General features: G+C 74.2%; 18 protein-coding genes. 5 read left to right on the top strand and 13 right to left on the bottom strand.

What is annotated here, in order from left to right:
• Positions 1-74 precede the first annotated feature (74 nt).
• The gene (locus tag ACWEPX_RS21925) at positions 75-1,124 is read left to right on the top strand and encodes a helix-turn-helix domain-containing protein (protein WP_451899072.1); all 1,050 of its coding nucleotides are present in this window, start codon (positions 75-77) and stop codon (positions 1,122-1,124) included.
• A gap of 3 nt (positions 1,125-1,127) precedes the next feature.
• Here ACWEPX_RS21925 and ACWEPX_RS21920 read toward each other — a convergent pair whose 3' ends face one another.
• From ACWEPX_RS21920 to pucD, 3 genes are all read right to left on the bottom strand, one after another.
• Positions 1,128-3,128 (bottom strand): EAL domain-containing protein, encoded by a 2,001-nt coding sequence (locus ACWEPX_RS21920; protein WP_451899071.1) that lies wholly within the window; start codon positions 3,126-3,128, stop codon positions 1,128-1,130.
• A gap of 91 nt (positions 3,129-3,219) precedes the next feature.
• Positions 3,220-4,026, bottom strand: coding sequence for an SAM-dependent methyltransferase (locus tag ACWEPX_RS21915; protein WP_451899070.1), 807 nt, complete (start codon positions 4,024-4,026; stop codon positions 3,220-3,222).
• A gap of 68 nt (positions 4,027-4,094) precedes the next feature.
• On the bottom strand, positions 4,095-6,362 hold the full coding sequence (pucD, locus tag ACWEPX_RS21910; RefSeq protein ID WP_451899069.1) for a xanthine dehydrogenase subunit D: 2,268 nt from the start codon (positions 6,360-6,362) through the stop codon (positions 4,095-4,097).
• Between the two features lie 101 nt (positions 6,363-6,463).
• On the opposite strand from pucD, the gene ACWEPX_RS21905 reads away from it, so the two are divergent.
• Entirely contained in the window at positions 6,464-7,309 is an 846-nt protein-coding gene (locus tag ACWEPX_RS21905) for a hypothetical protein (RefSeq protein ID WP_451899068.1), read from the top strand.
• Positions 7,310-7,323: 14 nt separating this feature from the next.
• On the opposite strand, the gene ACWEPX_RS21900 is transcribed toward ACWEPX_RS21905, so the two are convergent.
• From ACWEPX_RS21900 to uraD, 6 genes are all read right to left on the bottom strand, one after another.
• A complete protein-coding gene (locus ACWEPX_RS21900) occupies positions 7,324-8,682 on the bottom strand; it encodes an 8-oxoguanine deaminase (protein ID WP_451899067.1) in 1,359 nt (452 codons plus the stop codon).
• 3 nt (positions 8,683-8,685) lie between these two features.
• Positions 8,686-9,141, bottom strand: a complete 456-nt coding sequence (locus tag ACWEPX_RS21895) for a (2Fe-2S)-binding protein (RefSeq protein ID WP_451899066.1) — start codon at positions 9,139-9,141, stop codon at positions 8,686-8,688.
• Positions 9,132-9,983 carry an FAD binding domain-containing protein gene (locus ACWEPX_RS21890; protein ID WP_451899065.1) on the bottom strand — a complete coding sequence of 284 codons (852 nt, stop codon included), beginning with the start codon at positions 9,981-9,983 and terminating at the stop codon, positions 9,132-9,134. The genes ACWEPX_RS21895 and ACWEPX_RS21890 overlap by 10 nt, the downstream gene beginning before the upstream one ends.
• Before the next feature lie 10 nt (positions 9,984-9,993).
• The gene (gene pucL, locus ACWEPX_RS21885; RefSeq protein ID WP_451899064.1) at positions 9,994-10,836 is read right to left on the bottom strand and encodes a factor-independent urate hydroxylase; all 843 of its coding nucleotides are present in this window, start codon (positions 10,834-10,836) and stop codon (positions 9,994-9,996) included.
• Between the two features lie 87 nt (positions 10,837-10,923).
• Complete coding sequence (gene uraH, locus ACWEPX_RS21880; protein ID WP_451899063.1) at positions 10,924-11,235, bottom strand: hydroxyisourate hydrolase; 312 nt, start codon at positions 11,233-11,235, stop codon at positions 10,924-10,926.
• 5 nt (positions 11,236-11,240) lie between these two features.
• Positions 11,241-11,744, bottom strand: a complete 504-nt coding sequence (gene uraD / locus ACWEPX_RS21875; RefSeq protein WP_451899062.1) for a 2-oxo-4-hydroxy-4-carboxy-5-ureidoimidazoline decarboxylase — start codon at positions 11,742-11,744, stop codon at positions 11,241-11,243.
• A gap of 153 nt (positions 11,745-11,897) precedes the next feature.
• Between uraD and ACWEPX_RS21870 the strand changes: the two genes are divergently transcribed.
• On the top strand, positions 11,898-12,263 hold the full coding sequence (locus ACWEPX_RS21870; RefSeq protein WP_451899061.1) for a hypothetical protein: 366 nt from the start codon (positions 11,898-11,900) through the stop codon (positions 12,261-12,263).
• Between the two features lie 4 nt (positions 12,264-12,267).
• On the opposite strand, the gene ACWEPX_RS21865 is transcribed toward ACWEPX_RS21870, so the two are convergent.
• The 3 genes from ACWEPX_RS21865 to ACWEPX_RS21855 form a co-directional block, all read right to left on the bottom strand.
• Positions 12,268-12,816, bottom strand: coding sequence for a TlpA disulfide reductase family protein (locus tag ACWEPX_RS21865; RefSeq protein WP_451899060.1), 549 nt, complete (start codon positions 12,814-12,816; stop codon positions 12,268-12,270).
• A gap of 93 nt (positions 12,817-12,909) precedes the next feature.
• Complete coding sequence (locus tag ACWEPX_RS21860) at positions 12,910-15,066, bottom strand: 3-hydroxyacyl-CoA dehydrogenase NAD-binding domain-containing protein (protein ID WP_451899059.1); 2,157 nt, start codon at positions 15,064-15,066, stop codon at positions 12,910-12,912.
• Between the two features lie 11 nt (positions 15,067-15,077).
• Complete coding sequence (locus tag ACWEPX_RS21855; RefSeq protein WP_451899058.1) at positions 15,078-16,292, bottom strand: acetyl-CoA C-acetyltransferase; 1,215 nt, start codon at positions 16,290-16,292, stop codon at positions 15,078-15,080.
• 130 nt (positions 16,293-16,422) lie between these two features.
• Here ACWEPX_RS21855 and ACWEPX_RS21850 point away from each other — a divergent pair, with 130 nt between their 5' ends.
• A complete protein-coding gene (locus ACWEPX_RS21850; protein WP_451899057.1) occupies positions 16,423-17,616 on the top strand; it encodes a TetR/AcrR family transcriptional regulator in 1,194 nt (397 codons plus the stop codon).
• A 16-nt stretch (positions 17,617-17,632) separates the two neighbouring features.
• Positions 17,633-18,187: a TIGR03086 family metal-binding protein gene (locus tag ACWEPX_RS21845; protein WP_451899056.1), complete on the top strand. Its 555-nt coding sequence runs from the start codon at positions 17,633-17,635 to the stop codon at positions 18,185-18,187.
• 332 nt (positions 18,188-18,519) lie between these two features.
• Here the strand turns inward: ACWEPX_RS21845 and ACWEPX_RS21840 are convergent, their stop codons facing one another.
• Complete coding sequence (locus ACWEPX_RS21840) at positions 18,520-19,119, bottom strand: TetR/AcrR family transcriptional regulator (RefSeq protein ID WP_451899055.1); 600 nt, start codon at positions 19,117-19,119, stop codon at positions 18,520-18,522.
• Between the last annotated feature and the right edge of the window lie 3 nt (positions 19,120-19,122).

Here is a 19,122-nt window from a genome sequence, read left to right as displayed (position 1 = left end):
CCGCGCCGGGGAAGGGCTTGATCGCCAACGGCCCCGCTCCCGGTTGTCGGCCGCCGACAAGGGAGGCGGGGCCGGTGTCGATCGCCCGGGTCGTGGCCGCCTTGGCCGCCGACGGCGCCCTCGTCGACGAGCTGGTCGCCGCCGCCCGCGCCACCGCCCCCGAGGTGGCCCGGCTGCCCGCGGCGGAGAACCGCCGCCACGTGGCCGGGCTGCTGGCCGCGGGGCTGGCGAGCTTCGGCGGCGCAGGCACCGCCGACCACACCGCCGCGACCGCGCTGGGCGCCGAGCGGGCCGCGCAGGGCGTGCCGATCACCGCGCTGCTCAGCGGGGTGCAGGCCGGGCGGGCCCGGATCGTGGAGATCGCCGTCGCCCGCGGCCGCGCGCTGGGCGTGCCGGACGCGGTGCTGCTGGAGGCCCTGCTGGAACTCGACCGCTACACCGGTGCCGTCGAGCGGCACATCGTCGACGGCTACCAGCGCGAACTCGCCCGCACCGCAGGCGACGCCCGAACCCAGGTCCTGCGCGGCCTCCTGCTGCACGAGGAGCCCGTGGCGCCCGGCGCGCTGGCCCAGGTCGGCCTCGACCCGTCGACCCGCTACCACTGCCTGGTCACCGACATCACCGACCCGGTGCGCGCCCCGGAGCTGCCCGGCGTCTTCGGCATGGTCGACGGGCGCGTCACCGGCCTGGCCACCTGCCTGCCGCACGGCCCGGTGCGGGCCGCGGTCGTGGCCGCTCCCCCGGCTCCGCCCGCCGAGCTGCGCCCGCTCTACCGGCTCTGCCTGGCTGCGACCGCGCCCTCGCCCGGTGTGCACCTGGTGACCGACCTGGCCCCGGAGACCGCCATCGCGGCCCAGCCCGAGCTGGGCGCGCTGCTGGCCGCGACCCTGCTGGCCGCGCTGCGCCCCGCCGACGGCTTCCACCGCGAGCTGGCCGCCACCGCGCTGTCCTACGTGGACCACGGCCGCCGCGTCGACCGCACCGCGGCCGCCCTGCACGTCCACGCCAACACCGTCCGGTACCGGCTGGCCCGGCTGCGCGCCCTCACCGGGTTCCCGGCGGACGACGCGCCGATGGCGCAGGCCGTGCGCTGGTGGTGGGCCCTGCGGGTGTGGCTCGGCTGAGCCCTACTCCGGGCCCAGCAGGTCCTCCACCGCGCCGGGCAGGCCGAACAGCGGGCCTTGGGCGAGGTCCGCGCCCGCGCCCGCCCACCAGCGGGCCACCGCGGGGTCGGCGATGCCCGGGACGATGACCGACACGCCCAGATCGCGGACCAGCGGGATGGCCGCGCCCGCCACGGAGGTGACCAGCGACGGCGAGTTCGCGGCCAGGTCGGCCGCGACGCGCCGGGTGGTGTGCTCGCTGATGCGGACCGCGTGCACCGGCAGGTCGGCGACGCAGGCCAGGTCGCCGCCGGTGCGGCCGAAGCCGGTCAGCACGACGTGGACGCCGATGTCGGCGAGGATCTCGGCGTTGTCGGCCGCGGGCCCGTCCGCGACGGCGACGGCCGCGACCGGCAGGCCGACGTCCAGCTGGGTGATGGGCAGGCCGGTCTCCACCGAGATGGCGCGCACCTCGGCGACCAGGTCCGGCTCGGCGGCGGAGTCGGCGGTCAGCTCGACGTAGAGCCGCGGCGCGTCGTCGCGCTCCTTGCGCAGGGCCACCAGCTGCTCGGCCGCGCGGGACAGCAGCCAGCGCCCGACGCACACGCCCATGCCGGTGTCGGCCAGCAGCCCGTCGCAGACCTCGCCCGGGATGCGCCCGCGCCCCGGGTGGTCCCAGCGCAGGGCGGCGCGGGCGGCCACCACACCGCCGCCTGCCAGCGCGACCACCGGGGCGAAGTCGACGTCGAGCTCGCCGTTCTCCCACGCGCCCGGGATCGCCGCGGTCAGGCTCCAGCGCGCCACCCTGCGGTCGACCTCGGCGATGTCGACCATGCCCCACTGCCTGCGCCCGCGCATCCGCAGCTCGCGGATGGTGATGTCGGTGGCGCGCAGCAGGTCGGCCGGGCGGGTGTCGGCGCGCGGGCGGGAGACCACGGCCACCGTCGCCGAGACCGCGATGCCCGCGCCGTCCACATAGGTCGGCTCGACCAGCGCCTCGTTGACCCGGGCGGCCACGGCCGGTCCGGCGTCGGCCGAGCGCAGCAGGACGGCGAACTCGTGGTCGGCGATCCGCGCGGTGACCGCGTCGTCGCCGACGAGCTCGGTGAGCCGGGCGGTGACCGTGGTCAGCAGCAGATCGCCCGCGTGCCTGCCGATGCCGTCGTTGACGATCGTGAAGTCGTCCAGCGACAGGTGCAGAACCGAGACCTCCTCACCGGCACCCAGCGCCTCCTCCAGCCGGGAGGTGAAGGCCGTGCGGTTGGGCAGGCCGGTGAGCATGTCGTGGGTGCCCTGGTAGGTGATGCGGTGCTCCAGCAGGTGCAGGTCGGAGATGTCCTCCACCATCGTCACGTGGTGGTCTGCGGCGCCGTCGGCGGCGCGCAGGGCCGACACCGCGATCCGGGTCCAGACGGTGTCCCCGTCGGCGCGCCGGAAGCGGGTGCGCTCGCGCACCTCGTCCTCGCCCGCGGTCAGGTCGGCGTAGCGGGTGCGCAGGTAGGCGCGGTCCTCCGGGTGCAGCAGGTCGTCGAGGCGCTTGCGGAAGAGCGTGCCGCGGGCGTAGCCGAGCATCTCCTCCATCGCCTCGTTGGCCCGCACGACCCCGCCGCCCAGGTCGGTGATGACCATGCCGATGGCGGAGGTGTCGAACAGCTCGGTGAAGCGGGCCTCGCTGGCCTTGAGGCTGCGCTCGACGTTGTCCTTGGCCCGGTTGACCGCGACGAACAGGTCCTCCTGCTCGGTGAAGAGCCGGTCGCGCGTGCCCAGGGCGAAGGCCGCCGACAGCGCGGCCAGCACCGCGGCGTCCACTTCGGGCAGTTCGGCCAGCAGCTCGATGCTGACCCGCAGGCACTGCGGCTGCCGGAAGCCGAGCTCGACCAGGCGCAGCCCGGCGTCGTGGGCGCCTGCTGGCAGGTGGTCGAGCAGCGCGGCCAGCTCCGCTTCGACAGCGGAGCGCGACAGCGGCGCGTACCCGATCCGGGAGAGCGCGGCGGCCCATCTGGCGGGCAGCTCAGCTCGGTCCACGTCGGCCGTCCATCTCGTCGGGGAGCGATGCGCAGAGGGGATATCACTCTGCACCCGTACGGGTGCGCAACGCTACCCCCAGCTCGTCGAATCAGGCAGGCTTGACCGCCACTCCGGCGTAGAGATTGGACCGGTCGGCGTCGCTGGCGTCCTCGGGTCGCTCCGGCCGCCACTGCGGTGTGTAGACCAAGCCGGGCTCGACGAGGTCGAAGCCCACCAGCATGCGCAGGATCTCATCGCGGGTTCGCGGGAAGATGGGGTCCTGGCTGTTGCGGAACAGCTCGACCGCGCCCGCCATGCCGTCGGGGGCGTTGTCCCAGGTGAACGCCGATATCGCCAGCTGCGACCCAGGAGCGAGGAGATCCCGGTAACGGGCAACCAGCGACCACGGGTCGTCGGCGTCGGGGATGAACTGGACCACGCCCACCATGAGCAGCCCCAGCGGGCGGCCCAGGTCGACCAGCTCGCGCACGCGGGACGCGGCGAAGATCTTCTCCGGGTCGCGCATGTCGGCCTGCAGCACCGCGGCGGCGCGGTTGCCCGCGAGCATGAGTTCGCTGTGCGCCACGGCGACGGGCTCGTAGTCGACGTACACCACCCGCGCGTCGGGGTTGGCGCCCTGGGCGATCTCGTGCACGTTGCCCACCGTCGGGATGCCCGAGCCGAGGTCGACGAACTGGTCGATGCCCTGCTCGACCAGGTGCAGCACCGCGCGGCGCAGGAAGGACCGGTTGAGCCGGGCCATGTCCCTGGCGGGCACGACCCGCACCAGCTGCTCGGCCAGCGCGCGGTCGCCGGGGAAGTTGTGGCCGCCGCCGAGCAGGTAGTCGTACACCCGCGCGGCGCTGGGGAGTTCGGTGTTGACGCCCTCGGGAACCCAGCTCGCGGTCTCGGTCACCACGCACCTCGATCGGGTCGGATCGGCTTTGCCGCGAGCCTACTCAGCGCCCCCGTGGGCCGTTCAGGTCATCCGCGGGCGCGGTGATCATCACTCATGGTCACCAGGTGATCAGGCCGAACCGGCGCGTGGGTGAGGTCCTTGCCGGTCGCGGCGCGGACCGCGGCGATGATCGCGGGCGTCGAGGAGATCGTGGGCGGCTCTCCGACGCCGCGCAGGCCGTAGGGCGCGGTCGGGTCGGCGAGTTCGAGGATGTCGACCGACATCGGCGGCATGTCGAGGATCGTGGGGATGAGGTAGTCGGTGAACGAGGGGTTGCGCACCTGCCCGCCGACGACCTGGATCTCCTCCATCAGCGCCAGCCCGAGGCCCTGGGCGCTGCCGCCGTGGATCTGGCCCTCGACGGCCTGCGGGTTCATCGCCTTGCCGACGTCCTGCGCGCACGCCAGCTCCACGACCCGGACCAGGCCCAGCTCGGTGTCGACGTCGACCACGGCGCGGTGGGCGGCGACGGCGTACTGCACGTGCGCGTCGCCCTGGCCGGTCACCGGGTCCAGCGGCTTGGTGGGCCGGTGGCGCCACTCGACGGTGCGCTCGACGGGCTCGGTGAGCACGTCGGCGAGGTCGGCGAGCGGCTGCCCGTCCACTGTGGTCACCCGGCCGCCCTCGACGCGCGCCCCGCCGGGGACGCGGGCCAGCACCTCGGCGCGCACGGCCTCGCAGGCGGCCTTGACCGCCCCGCCGGTGACGTAGCTCTGCCGGGAGGCGCTGCTGGACCCGGAGCTGCCCACGGCGGTGTCGGCGGGCACGACGGTCACCTGCCGCACGCCCAGCTCGGTCCGGGCGATCTGCGCCTGCAGGGTCACCAGCCCCTGCCCCACCTCGGCGGCCGCGGTGTGCACGCTGGCCACCGGCTCGCCGCCGACCAGCTCCAGCCGCACCTTGGCCGTCGAGTAGTCGTCGAAGCCCTCGGAGTAGGCGACGTTCTTGATGCCCACGCCGTAGCCGACCCCGCGCACCACGCCCTCGCCGCGGGTGGTGTTGGCGACCCCGCCCGGCCGCTCCCGGGGGTCGTCGGCGGCGGGCGGGGGCATCGGCTTGCCGCGGACGATCGCCAGCAGCTCGGCGACCGGGGCGGCGGAGTCGATGACCTGGCCCGTCGGCATGGTCGAGCCCTCCCGGACGGCGTTGCGCACCCGGATCTCCACCGGGTCGACGCCGACGGCGGCGGCGAGCTTGTCCATCTGGGATTCGTAGGCGAAGCACGCCTGCACCGCCCCGAACCCGCGCATGGCCCCGCACGGCGGGTTGTTGGTGTACATGCCGTAGGCGTCGATGTGCACGTTGGGCACCTCGTACGGCCCGACGCCGAGGGTGGCGGCGTTGGCCACGACGGCGGTGGTGCTGGAGGCGTAGGCCCCGCCGTCGAGGACGATGCGGGCGCGGACGTAGACCAGCCTGCCGTCCTCGGTGGCGCCGTGCTCGTAGCGCAGCCGGGCGGGGTGGCGGTGGACGTGGCCGAAGAAGGACTCCTCGCGGCCGTAGACGACCTTGACCGGCTTGCCCGTGCGCAGGGCGAGCATGCTGGCGTGGATCTGCATCGACAGGTCCTCCCGCGCGCCGAACGCGCCGCCGACGCCGCCCAGGGTGATGCGGACCTTGGCCTCCGGCAGGCCCAGCGCGGTGGCGACCTGGGCGCGGTCGACGTGCAGCCACTGGGTGGCCACGTAGAGGTCGACGCCGCCGTCGTCGGCGGGCACGGCCAGGCCGGACTCCGGGCCGAGGAACGCCTGGTCCTGCATGCCCACGGTGTACTCGCCGGTGACGACGACCGGCGCGGTCGGCGCCTCGTCGCCCTTGCGGATGGGCACGTGGCGCACGACGTTGCCGCCCTCGTGCAGGGCGGGCGCGGTGAAGGCCGCCTCGGCGTCGGTGACGGGCTCGACGACCTCGTAGTCCACCGCGACCAGGGCGGCGGCGCGGCGGGCGGTCTCCGGGTGGTCGGCGGCCACGACGGCGACGGGCTCGCCCTGGTAGCGGACGACGTCCTCGGCGAGGACGGGCTGGTCGGGCCGGTCGAGGCCGTAGCGGTTGCGGCCCGGCACGTCCTCGTGGGTGAGCACCGCGGACACCCCCGCGAGCCGCAGCGCCCTGCTGGTGTCGATGCCCCGGATGCGGGCGTGCGGATGCGGACTGCGGACCGTCGCGCCCCAGAGCATGCCGTCGGCCCACAGGTCCGAGGAGTAGGCGAACTCGCCGCGGACCTTCAGCAGGCCGTCGGGCCGCTGGGCGCTGGTGCCGACGCCGCCGTCGACCGGGGTCTGTGTGCTGGTCATGCGTCCTCCGGCGTGTTCTGCCCCACTCCGATCGCCCCATTCGGGCCTGCGCCAGCGCCCGGGCGGATAACCTCTGTCCGAGTAGACCGGACTGGGGGCCCATGCCTGACCTGATCATCGCGATCGCCCTGTGCATCGCCGTCGCCGTCGTCTACGCGACCGCCGCCCTGATCCAGGCCGAGTTCGCCCACCTGAGCGTCCGGGAGCTGACCCGCGTGCCGCTGTGGTGGGTCGCCCAGGCCCTCAACGCCCTCGGCGCGGGCCTGCACGTGGTCTCGCTGGGCTTCGGTCCGCTGTCGCTGATCCAACCGCTGGGCGTGCTGACGCTGGTGCTGGCCGTGGTCGTCGCCGCGGGCAGGGCCCGGCGGCGGATGACCCGGCTGGAGACGGTGGGCCTGGTGTCGACGGTGGCCGGGCTGGCGGGCCTCGCCATGATCATCACCACCGGCGGCACGCCGGACACGCTGACCTCCGGGGAGCTGACCGGCCTGCTCATCGCCGTGGTCGTGCTGCTGGTGGGCCTGGGCTGGAAGGGCGCGGCCCCCGGGTCGTCGGCGCTGTGGGAGGCCGTGGCGGGCGGGCTGGCCTACGCCGTGTGCTCGGCGCTGTGCCAGAAGGTCGTGGTCGGCTTCCAGGCCGACGGCCTCGGCGTCCTGCTCCACCCGGCCATCCTGGTCTCGATCGCGGCCATCGGCACGCTGGCGGTCGCGGGCACGGTCTTCACCCAGCGCTCCTACCGCAACGGCCTGGCCGCCCCGCTGGCGGTGACCAACCTGGTCAACCCGGCCGCCGCCACCGCCATCGGCGTGGTCTTCCTGGGCGAGACCGTGGCGACCACGCCGGTCGAGATCGCCCTCGCCGCGGTCTGCGCCGTCCTGGCGGGCTACGGCGTCACCAAGCTCGCCCAGGCCCGCGAGGCCCAGCCGGAGCTCCAGCCCGCCGTCTGACCCCCGGACCCCGGTCATCGGGACAGGCCCGCCCGGGCGGCCAGCCGGGCGCTGGCGCCCGCCAGCGCGGTGGCGATGTCGTCCTCCGACGAGGTGCACAGGCGGTCGTCCTCGACCACCGGGGAGCCGCCGACCAGCAGGGCCGACAGCGGCGGCAGCGCGCCGAAGACCAGGGCGGCGACCGGGTCGGCGATGCCCGCGTGCTCGATGCCGGTCAGGTCCCACAGGGCCAGGTCGGCCAGCTTGCCCGGCTCGATCGAGCCGATCTCGGCCGCCCGGCCCAGGCACTCCGCCCCGCCCATCGTGGCCATGCGCAGCGCCGTGCGGGCGTCGAGCGCCTCCGCCCCGCCGCGCAGCCGGGCCAGGTAGGCGGCGCTGCGCAGCTCCACGCCCAGGCCGCCGTCCTCGTTGGAGGCCGCGCCGTCGGCGCCCAGGCCGACCGGGGCGCCCGCGGCGAGCAGGTCGGCCACCCGGGCGATGCCCGCCCCCAGCCGGGCGTTGGACGTCGGGCAGTGGGCGACGCCGGTGCGGGTGCGGCCGAGCGCGGCCACGGCGTCGTCGGCCAGGTGGATGGCGTGGGCCAGCCAGACGTCCGGCCCGGTCCAGCCGGTGCGCTCGGCGTACTCGACCGGGGTGCAGCCGTACTCGGCCAGGCACTGCCGCTCCTCGTCGACGGTCTCGGCCAGGTGGGTGTGCAGGCGCACGCCCGCGGACCTGGCCAGCTCGGCGCAGCCGCGCATCAGCTCGGGGCTGACCGAGAACGGCGAGCACGGCCCGACGGCGACCCGCACGGCGGCGTCCGGCGCGGGGTCGTGGTGGCGCTCGATGGCCGCCTGGGTGCCCGCCAGCGCGCCGTCGGTGGTCTCGACCAGGGAGTCCGGGGGCAGCCCGCCCTGGGAGACCCCGCGGTCCATCGAGCCGCGCACGGCGTGCAGGCGCAGGCCGATCTCCCCCGCCGCGTCGACCACCGCGCCGAGCAGGTCGCCGCCGCCGGGGTGGATGTAGTGGTGGTCGGCGGCCGTCGTGCAGCCGGTGCGGGCCAGCCGGGCCAGGCCCGCGCACGCGGCGGCGCGGGTGGTGTCCTCGTCCAGGCCCGCCCAGACCGGGTACAGGGTGACCAGCCAGGTGAACAGGTCCGCCTGCTGCGCCAGGCCCCGGGTCGCCCACTGGTAGAGGTGGTGGTGGGTGTTCACCAGCCCGGGGGTCAGCAGGCAGCCGCGGGCGTCGATGCGCCGGTCGGCGGGCAGGTCGGGGGCGGGGCCCGCGCCCACCAGCGCGATCCGGCCGTCCTCGACCACGACGTGGCCCGCGCGGTGCTCGGCGCCCTCGGCGTCGACGGTGGCGACGGCGGCGCCGTCGATGATGAGCCGCACGGGTCAGCCCCTCGCGCGGGACGCGGCGGCGCGGACCGCGTCCATGATCTTCTCGTAGCCGGTGCAGCGGCACAGGTTGCCCGCCAGCGCCTCGCGGATGTCGGCGTCGGCCGGGTCGGGGTTGCGGCGCAGCAGGTCGTGCGCGGCGACGATTAGCCCCGGCGTGCAGAACCCGCACTGCACGGCCCCGCTGTCCAGGAACGCCTGCTGGACCTCGGCCAGCCCGTCGCCCTCGATCGTGCGCACCCGCCGCCCCTCGGCCTGCCCGGCGGCGACCAGGCACGCGCACACGGCCACGTCGTCCAGGTACACCGTGCACGAGCCGCACTCGCCCTGCTCGCAGGCGTTCTTGCTGCCGGGCAGCCCCAGCCGCTCGCGCAGGACGTAGAGCAGGCTCTCGCCCTCCCACACGTCGTCGGCGACGCGCTGCTCGCCGTTGACCTCGACCCTCACCCGCATGCCGACCTCCGGTACTCCGCCCAGGCCCAGGTCAGGGTCCGCCGGGCCACCACCCCCAGCGCGTGCCGCCGGTAGGCGGCGCTGCCGCGCACGTCGTCGATGGGCCGCGCCGCCGCGGCGACCAGCTCCCCGAACCGCTCGGCCGCCGCAGGCGGCAGGTCGGCGTCCCAGTCCAGCCCGGCGGCGAACCGCTCGGCGTCGACCGCGCGCAGCGGCGTCGGCCCGGCCGACCCGATCCCGGTGCCCACCACTTTCGCCCCGACGTCCAGCGCCAGGGCGAAGGAGCACACGGCGATCACCATCGCGTTGCGGGTGCCGACCTTGGCGAACTGCTGCGGCCCGCGCGGCTCGGGCACGACCACCGCCGTGATCAGCTCGTCCGGTTCGAGCACCGATTTCTTGGGGCCGACGAAGAACTCCCGCGCGGGCACCGACCGGCGCCCGCGCGCCGAGGCGATCTCGACGGTGGACCCGTCGGCCAGCAGCGGCGGGTGGGCGTCGCCCGCGGGCGATGCCGAGCCGAGGTTGCCGCCGACCGAGCCGCGGTTGCGGATCTGCGGCGAGCCGACGGTGCGCGCCGCGGCCGCCAGCCCCGGCGCCCGCGCGCCCAGCTCGACCACCGCGCTGTAGGGCAGGGTCGCGCCGATCCGCGTCCCGCCGGGCACGGCGTCCCAAGTGGACAGCTCGGCGACCGCGGACAGGTCCAGCAGCGCGCCCGGCCGCCGCTTGTCGAAGTTGATCTCGACCATGACGTCGGTGCCGCCTGCGATGGGGACCGCATCCGGCGCGTCGGCCTTCATCGCCAGCGCCTGGGCCAGCGTCCACGGTCGCATGAACTCCACTGTGGACTCCTCACCACCACGCCAGGCCCGGCTCCGGCGCGCCCGGGGCCAGCACCGCGCCCTCGATGAGCCCATAGGGCCGGTCCGGGGCGTGGAACACCTCGCCGGGGTTGTCCAACCCGAACGGCGCCAGGTCGACGGGGAAGTGGTGCTTGTTGGGCAGCGACAGCCGCACCTCGGCGATGGTCTCCCCCGCCTCCAGCACCTTGCGCCCCATCGTGAACAGCGTCTGCTGCAAGGACAGGCTGTGCGTGGACGCGAACGCGCCCAGCAGCGCCGCCCGCGCGGCGGTCCACGACAGCGCCCAGTCGGTCGGGCCGGTGTGCCGCCACCGCGCGGTCACCGCGGTGGCGAGGATGCGGTCGTCGGTCTCGGCCAGCGTGGTGTACTCGTCCTTGAGGAAGCCGTGGAACTCCGAGCCGGTCGTGTTGAGCACGGTCAGGTCGGTGACGCCCGAGACGATCCAGTGCGCGTCCGCGGTGGCCGTCGCGGTCGCCGTGCGGGTGCCCGCGCCGCGGACGAACGAGTGCCCGCCGACGCGCTCCCAGGCGTGCTGCTCGATGTGGACCCTGGCCCGGGTGGCGGCGGGCGTCGCGGCGACGAAGTGCCGGGCCAGCCGCAGCGCGAAGTCCTCGATCTCGCCGATGCCGTCGCGGGCGAAGGCGTAGGCGGTGTTCTTCTGCGTGTCGGTCGGCAGGACGTCCGCGTTGCTCCCGGTCAGGTGGGTCTCGGTGAACTCGCCCGCGAGCGCGGTGGAGATGGTCAGGTCGGTCAGCGCGTGCTCGGGCCCGGCGCGGTCGACGCGGACCAGGCGTATCCCGGCCTTGCCGTACTGGTTCTCCCCGAGTTCCACGCATCCTCCCCGGCCGGGCGGCAGTCCCGAAAGTCAACCTACGCCGCGGGGCAACCGCAAGTCCGCAATCGTGCGCAGTTTCCCCAGTCAGCTCCCGCGGTAGGTCGTGTAGCCGAACGGGCTGAGCAGCAGCGGGATGTGGTGGTGGCGCCCGTCGGCGACCCGGAACTCGACGGTCGCGGTCGGGTAGAAGGCGTCGGCGCCCAGGTACGCGGCGGTGTCGAAGGTCAGCCGGTGCACCCCCGGCGCGGCCGTCCAGCCGGTGATCCGGCCGTCGGCGTCCGTCGCGCCCTCCGCGACGACGACCCACCCGCCGTCCTCGCGGCGCTCGTGGCGCACCGGCACGCCTGCGGCAGGCGCGCCGCGGGCGGTGTCGAGGACGTGGGTGGACAAGCTCACGCGGTTCATCCTCCCGCCGCCTTCCGCAGCCGCAAGTCGGCGATCTCCCGCAGCTGCGCGCGGACGACCTCCCGCTCGGCGTCGGCGTCGTTGCCCATCCGCGCCCGCAGGGCCGCCAGCACGTCGGCGGCCGACAGCCCGGTCGCGGAGATCAGGAACACGTGCCCGAAGCGGCGCTCGTACTCGGCGTTGCCCGCCAGCAGCCGCGCCCGCAGGTCACCGTCGGCGTCCGCGGCGGCCGCCTGCTCCTGCCGCGACCACCCCGCCTCGACGCCCGGCCCGGCCGCCCGCTCGCCGATCCTCGGGTGCGCGGCCACCGCCTCCAGCAGGTCCGGCCACGCCAGCTCGGCGATCACCGCAGCCGACTCGGCCCGCAGCGCCGCCAGGTCCGGGTACGGCCTGCCCGCCACCACCGCGGCCACCCACCGCCGCGACGCGCAGCAGGCCATCAGCTCGGCCGCCGCGTCCACCGAGTCGGCGGCGTTGAGCCGCGCGATGAACCCCGACATCGGCCCAGTCAACACCACCGGCGCCGCGGCGGGCCAGCAGTTGCCCATTGCGGGCCGGCCGGAACGCATTTGCCCCGAAATAGTGAATTGATCCGGCGGGAGCGCGGGTTAACCTGGAATCGGCACTTCTGCCGAACACTGGGGGATATCGACATGAAGACCACCGCACGCCTGCTGCTGCCCTTGGCGCTGGCCCTCTCGCTGCCCGGCTCGCTGGCAGGCACCGCCACCGCGCAGCCGTCGGCCGACCTGACGCAGGACCAGGCCGCCGAGCTGATCTTGCACGGCAACACCGCCTTCTCCTACCTGTTCCGCGCCTACCTCAACGACTCGGCGTGGACGGACATCTCCCGCGACGGCGGGGCCACCTGGGACGGCCCGCTGGGCAAGGTCGTCAACACCTGGGGCGGGGCATCCGGCCTGACCTCGGAAGATGTGCACGTGCCGACCGGCCAGTGGGTCCGGGCGTGCGCCTGGTACGCGGGCGGGCCGCACTGCACGCACTGGCGCCAGGTCTGAGCGGTCAGCGGCCCTCGGCCAGTACCTCGCGGATGCGCGGCAGCAGGTCGTCGGCGAGCACGGCCCCGGTGAACACCGCGGCCACCCGGTGCTCGCCGTCGAGGACCACGGTCGTGGGCACCGCGACATTGCGGTGGCGGCCGAGGTTGAGCAGCGTCCGGCCGGGCGGGTCGTAGATCGACGGGTATTCCACGCCGTTGTCCGCGACGAAATCCACCGGATAGCTGCGGACGTGGTCGCGGACGTTGATTCCGATGAATCGCACGCCGTCGGATTCGGTTTCCGCGTGCGCCCGGGCCAGTTCAGGGGTCTCGAACCGGCACGGGCCGCACCACGCGCCCCACACGTTCACCACGGTGACCGCGCCCGCGGGCGCGTCGGTGGCGACGGTCCGGCCCGGCTCCAGCAGGCTCTCGCCTGCGATCGCCGCGATCGGGCGGCGCTGGTCGACCGGGACCAGGCTGCCGTTGGGCGGGGCCGGATCGGCGGCGCACCCCGCGGCCGACGCCGCGACCAGCAGGCCGACCACCCAGCGCACGCCCCGTCCCGTCACGGGGGGTGAGGGTAGTGCCCGTCCCGCGGCGGGGCACCCCGAACCCGGGCCAGGCGCGACTCCCGATGGGAGCCGCGCCTGGCCTGCGGGGACTTACTGGAAGTGCTCGCCCTTCTCGGCCTTGGCCACCAGGGAGGCGGGCGGGCGGAACCGGTCGCCGTAGCGGTCGGCCAGCTCGTTCGCCCGGGCGACGAAGCCCGCGATGCCGCCGGGGTAGCCCTCGATGTACTGAATGACGCCGCCGGTCCACGCCGGGAAGCCGATGCCGAAGATCGAGCCGATGTTGGCGTCGGCCACCGTTCGCAGCACGCCCTCGTCGAAGCACTTGACGGTTTCCAGCGCCTCGGCGAAGAGCATGCGCTCCTGCATGTCGGCGAAGGGCACCTCGCCGCTGCCGGAGAACGCCTCGGCCAGGCCCGGCCACAGACCGGCGCGCTTGCCCTCGCCGTCGTAGTCGTAGAAGCCCGCGCCCGAGGAGCGGCCCTTGCGGTCGAACTCGTCGACCATCCGGTCGATGACCGCCTCGGCCGGGTGCTCCGGCCACTGCTGGCCCGCGGCCTCGATGGCCGCGCGGGTCTCCTGGCGGATCTTGCGCGGCAGGGTCAGGGTCAGCTCGTCGAGCAGCTGCAGCGGCGGCGCGGGATACCCGGCCTGGGTGCCCGCCTGCTCCACCGACGCGGCCGGGACGCCCTCGGCCAGCAGCGCCACGGCCTCGTTGAGGAAGGTGCCGATGACCCGGCTGGTGAAGAACCCGCGGCTGTCGTTGACCACGATCGGGGTCTTCTTGATCTGCAGCGCGTAGTCGAACGCCTTGGCCAGCGCGGCGTCGCTGGTCTGCTCGCCGACGACGATCTCCAGCAGCGGCATCTTGTCCACCGGGGAGAAGAAGTGCAGGCCGATGAAGTCCTCCCGGCGCCGCACCCCCTCGGCCAGGCCGGTGATCGGCAGGGTCGAGGTGTTGGAGCCCAGCAGCGCGTCCGGGGCGACGAGGTCCTCGACCTCGCCGAAGACCTTCTTCTTCAGCTCGGGGGACTCGAACACCGCCTCGACCACCAGGTCCACGCCCGCGACGTCCTCGGCCTTGTCGGTCGGGGTGATGCGGGCCAGCACCTCGTCGGCCTTCTCCCGGGTCAGCTTGCCCCGGGAGACCGCCTTGTCCAGGATCTTCGCCGAGTACGCCTTGCCCTTCTCGGCCGCCTCCACCGACACGTCCTTGAGGACGACCTCGATGCCGTTGCGGGCGCTGACGTAGGCGATGCCCGCGCCCATCATCCCCGCGCCGAGCACCGCGACCCGCTTGGCCTGGTACCGCGGGTAGCCCTCGGGCCGGGAGAGGCCCTTGTTGATGGCCTGCAGGTCGAAGAAGAACGCCTTGGTCATGTTCTTCGACACCTGGCCGGTCACCAGGTCGACGAAGTACTGCGTCTCGATGCGCGTCGCGGTGTCCAGGTCGACCTGGGCGCCCTCGATGGCCGCGGCGAGGATGTTGCGCGGCGCGGGCATCGGCGCGCCCTTGAGCTGCTTGCGCAGGTTCGCGGGGAACGCGGGCAGGTTCGCGGCGAAGGACGGGTTCGACGGCGTGCCGCCGGGGATCTTGAAGCCCTTGGCGTCCCAGGGCTGCACGGCCTCGGGGTTGGCCTTGATCCACGCCTTGGCGGCGGCGATCATCGCCTCCGGGCTGTCCACCAGCTCGTCGACCAGGCCCAGCTCCTTGGCCTTGGCAGGCTTGTGCCGCTGGCCCTGGAGCAGGACGTTGAGCAGCGCGGACTGGATGCCCAGCAGCCGCACGGTCCGGGAGATGCCGCCCCCGCCGGGCAGCAGGCCCAGGGTGACCTCGGGCAGGCCGATCTCGCTGCCCTTGACGTCGACGGCCACCCGGTGGTGGCAGGCCAGGGCGATCTCGTAGCCGCCGCCGAGCGCGGCGCCGTTGATGGCCGCCACGACCGGCCTGCCCAGCTGCTCCAGCCTGCGGAAGTCGGCCTTCATGGCGTCGACGGTCGCGGTGATCTCGGCGGCGTCGGCGCGGGTGGCCTTGCTCATCTGCTTGAGGTCGCCACCGGCGAAGAAGGTCTTCTTCGCCGAGGTGACCACCACGCCGGTGATCGCGTCCTTCTCGGCCTCCAGCCGGTCGACCGTGGCGGTCAGGCTGGTGCGGAAGGTGTCGTTCATGGTGTTGGCGGACTGGCCGGGGTCGTCCATCGTGAGCGTCACGATGCCGTCGGCGTCGGCTTCCCAGCGGAACATGTTCATCTTCTACGCCCTCAGACTCGCTCGATGATGGTCGCGACGCCCATGCCGCCGCCGATGCACAGGGTCACCAGCGCCCGGCGCTCGCCGCGGCGCTCCAGCTCGTCGAGCACGGTGCCCAGGATCATGGCCCCGGTCGCGCCCAGCGGGTGGCCCATCGCGATGGCCCCGCCGTTGACGTTGATCTTCTCGTGCGGGATGTCCAGGTCCTTCATGAACTTCAGGACCACCGCGGCGAAGGCCTCGTTCAGCTCCCACAGGTCGATGTCGTCCTTGGTGAGCCCGGCCAGCCGCAGCGCCTTCTCCGCGGCCGGGGTGGGGCCGGTGAGCATGATCGTCGGCTCGGCGCCGGTCACCGCCGCCGCCACGACCCGCCCGCGCGGGGTCAGGCCCGCCGCCTTGCCCGCGGCCTCCGAGCCCAGCAGCACCAGCGCCGCGCCGTCGACGATGCCCGAGGAGTTCGCGGCGGTGTGCACGTGGTCGATCTTCTCGACCCAGTGGTACTTCTGCAGCGCCACGGCGTCGAAGCCGCCCATCTCGCCGATGCCCGCGAACGAGGGCTGGAGCTTGGCCAGGCTCTCGACGGTCGAGCCGGGGCGCATGTGCTCGTCGTGGTCGAGCAGGGTCACGCCGTTGCGGTCCTTGACCGGCACGACGGACTTGGCGAAGTAGCCGCCCTCCCAGGCCCGCGCGGCCCGGTTCTGCGACTCCACGGCGTAGGCGTCCACGTCGTCGCGGGTGAAGCCCTCGATGGTGGCGATCAGGTCGGCGCTGATGCCCTGGGGGACGAAGTAGGTGTCGTAGTTGGTCTCCGGGTCGAGGAACCACGCCCCGCCGTCGGAGCCCATCGGCACCCGCGACATCGACTCCACGCCACCGGCGATGACCAGCTGGTTCCAGCCGGAGCGGACCTTCTCGGCCGCGGTGTTGACCGCTTCCAGGCCCGAGGCGCAGAACCGGTTGAGCTGCACGCCCGCGACCGTGTCCGGCAGGCCCGCGGCGATGGCCGCCGAGCGGGAGATGACCGCGCCCTGGTCGCCGACCGGGGAGACGACGCCGAGCACGACGTCGTCGATGGTCGCCGGGTCCAGCTCGGGGTGGCGGGACCTGAGTTCGCCGATCAACCCGGTGACCAGGCTGATCGGCTTGACGCCGTGCAGCGACCCGTTCTTCTTGCCGCGCCCGCGCGGCGTGCGGATCGCCTCGTAGATGAAGGCTTCGGTGCTCACGCCCGACCGGTCCTCTCCTCGGAGGCTTCGCTAATGACGATTAACATTCTCTCGCGGATCCGCTGGTTGTCAACGTGTCGTGACCGGCCGTACCGTGTAAGTCGATTCTCACGTCAAGGGGAGGTGGCAGGTGCCGACCAGCCCGGTGCGCAGGCCGCGCGACCGCAAGGCCCAGCTGGCCACCGCGGCCGCCGACCTGTTCCGGCGGCGCGGCTACCACGCGGTCGGGGTCAACGACATCGCCGCGGCGGTGGGCATCACCGGGCCGGGGGTCTACCGGCACTTCCCGAACAAGCAGGCCGTGCTGGGGCACGTGCTGCTGACCGGGGTGGACGCGCTGGCCGAGCGGCTGGGCGCGGTGGTGGCCGGGTTCGCCGACCCGGCGGCCGGGCTGCGGCCGCTGCTGCTGGCCGCGGCCGAGGTGTCCATCGACCACCGCGACCTGACCGCGCTGTGGCGCTGGCAGGGCAGGCACCTGCACCAGGCCGACCAGAAGGAGGTCATCCGGCGCACCGGGGTGCTGCTGGGCGGCTGGCAGGCCGGGCTGCGCGCGCTGCGCCCGGAGCTGGGCGAGCGCGACGCGCTGCTGCTGTGCTTCGCGGCGCTGAGCGTGTTCGGCAGCGTCGGCGACCACCACGCCGCGCCGCCGCGGGAGCGGTTCACCGTCCTGCTGGCCGACCTGGCCGAGGCCGTGGTGCGCAGCCCCGTCGCGCCGTCGTCGGGGGCGGCCCGGCCGCGGCAGGCGGTGGCGGCGAGCAGGCGCGAGGAGCTGCTGACCGCGGCCACCCGCCTCTTCCGCGACCACGGCTTCCACGCGGTGAGCATGGAGGACATCGGCGCGGCCGCGGGCATCGCCGGGCCGAGCATCTACCGGCACTTCGCGGGCAAGTCCGACATCCTGCTGGCCGCCAGCAGGCGGATGGCCGACCGGCTGGCCGTCGGCCTGGCGGACTCGCTGACCGCCGCGTCCGGCCCGCGCGACGCCCTGCACCGGCTGGCGCGCTCCTATGTGGACACGGTGCTGCGCTCCGACGACCTGATCGCGGTCTACACCAACGAGATCGGCAACCTGCCCGAGCGCGACGCCAAGGAGCTGCGGCGGTTGCAGCGGGCCTACGTCGCCGAGTGGGTGCGGCTGGTCCGCGAGCTGGCCCCGGAGCTGGGCGACGCCGAGGCGCGGGTGGTGGTGCAGGCGGCGCTGACCGTGGTCAACGACCTGCCGCGCACCCGCGGGGTGAAGGACCGCCCCGGCCTGGCCGACGAGCTGACCGCGCTGGCCATCGGCCTGGTGGAGGCCCGGTCGAGTGGCCGCCCGGCCTGCTGACTGCTTCAGTGATCCCATGCAGCAGCTCGCCGCCTTCGACGCCGGGATCGCCGAGTTCGACCGGCGCGTGCGCCAGGTCGCCGACTGGTCGGCCCCCACGCCGTGCACCGAGTGGAGCGTGCGCGACCTGGTCAACCACGTGACCAGCGAGCACCTGTGGGCGCCCTACCTGCTCCGCGGCGCCACCCTGGCCGAGGTCGGCGACCGCTTCGACGGCGACGTCCTGGGCCCGGACCCGGTGGCCGCCTGGGCCAAGGCGGCCGCGGGCTCGGTCGAGGCCTTCCACCAGCGCGGCGCCCTCGTCGGCCAGGTCCACACCAGCGGCGGCGCGATCAACGCCGACGAGTACGCCTGGCAGATGATCTTCGACCTCACCATCCACGCCTGGGACCTGGCCCGCGGCGCGGGCCTGGACGACCACCTCGACCCCGACCTGGTGATGACGGTGACCGACGAGCTCAGCCCGTACTTCCCCGTCTGGTACGGCGGCATCCTCGCCCACCCCGTCCCCATCCCCGCCGACGCCGACCCCCAATCCCGCCTCATCGCCGCCACCGGCCGCCAGCCCTAACCGGGTCCGGCCCGGCCGCAGCAGCACCCGGAGCAGGTGACGATGTCGCCGTGCACGGTGCCCGCTTGAACGACCGGCCCGTGCACGACCCCGTCAATCCGATTGATCACGACCGGCGGTCGAATCCGGTTCAGCAGCCGGTCGGCCAATCCCAGCCCCACTTTTATCGCGAAGGCCGTCAAGCCCGCGACCAGGGGAATCAGGATCAGCCATGGCCACCAGGCTCCTGTTTCCGGGCTGCCTCGGCTAGCTTCGTCAGGTTGTGAAAACCCGAATCCATGCCCAGAAACCGATACCTATCGCGGGGCCTCCTCAGCAGCAGCCCCCGCATTCTACCCGATCTTGGGATGCAGCGTCCCATGCAGGATGCGGGCCCATTCGCGGAGGATGCGGGTGCGGCGGGGGGTGTCGTCGGTGAGGAGGTTGGCCAGGCCGAAGCCGCGGGCGAGGTCGAGGGTGGCCTGGATGGCCTCGCGGACGCCGGGGTGGGATTCGTCGGCGCCGAGGGCCTCGACGGTGAGGCGGTGGGCCTCGCGGCCGACGTGGGACTCCAGCGGGAGCACCTCGGTGCGCAGCGGCTCGTCCGAGGCGGCGGCGACCCACAGCTGCAAGGCGGCGCGGAACAGCTTGCCCGCGTACATCTCGCCGATGGTCAGCACGACGTGCTCCGTCCGCGCCAGGCCGGGGGGCAGGGCGGGCAGCTCGGCGCGCAGGGCGGCCAGGCGCTCGTCGGTGACGTGCGCGATCGCGGCGGTGAACAGGTCCTCGCGGGTCGGGAAGTGGTGCTGGGCCGCGCCGCGGGAGACCCCGGCGCGCTCGGCCACCACCGACACCGTGCTGCCCGTCCAGCCCACCTCGGCCAGGCAGTCGACGGCCGCGTCCAGCAGCCGCCTGCGGGTGGCCCGGCTGCGGTCCTGGCGCGGCTCGCCCACGGC

The organism is Actinokineospora sp. NPDC004072, assembly GCF_053604195.1.
Note: the sequence above shows the minus strand (reverse complement) of the source record. Positions and strands in the feature narration are given on the sequence as shown.